We start from the raw sequence: 669 nt of genomic DNA on the forward strand, positions 1-669 counted from the left end.
GCACAGCGCGCGGCGTGCTGCACCCGGACCACTACCCGACCGCCACCGCGCACTGGCCGGAGCGTTGGGAGGCGCTGCGCGCGCGGATCGCCAGGACCGGCATGCGCAACTCGCTGCTGCTGGCCATCGCGCCGACCGCGACGATCGCCTCCATCGCGGGCGTGTACGAGTGCATCGAGCCGCAGGTCTCCAACCTGTTCAAGCGCGAGACGCTCAGCGGCGAGTTCCTCCAGGTCAACGCCTACCTGGTGGAGGACCTGAAGAGGCTCGGCGTGTGGGACGCGCAGTCCCGCGACGCGCTGCGCGAGGCCAACGGGTCGATCCAGGACTTCGGCTGGGTCCCGCAGGAGGTGCGCGACCTGTACCGCACCGCCTGGGAGGTCCCGCAGCGCGCCCTGATCGACATGGCCGCCGACCGCACCCCGTACCTGGACCAGAGCCAGTCGCTCAACCTCTTCATGGCCCAGCCCACCATCGGCAAGCTCAGCTCGATGTACGCGTACGCCTGGAAGCGCGGCATCAAGACCACGTACTACCTGCGCTCGCGCCCGGCCACCCGGATCGCGCACTCCGCGCGCGGCGCCGAGGCGACGGCCAGCGTCCCCGTACCCGCCCAGCAGACGCCCGTCGAAGCCGACGCGGTCGCCTGCTCCCTTGAGAACCCCGAAT

General features: G+C 71.0%; 1 pseudogene. It reads left to right on the forward strand.

The features are described from left to right. Positions 1 to 669 (forward strand): annotated as a pseudogene (locus tag KUM32_RS37510) (ribonucleoside-diphosphate reductase subunit alpha); the annotation flags it as partial.

It is taken from the genome of Streptomyces sp. AC627_RSS907 (genome assembly GCF_019049165.1).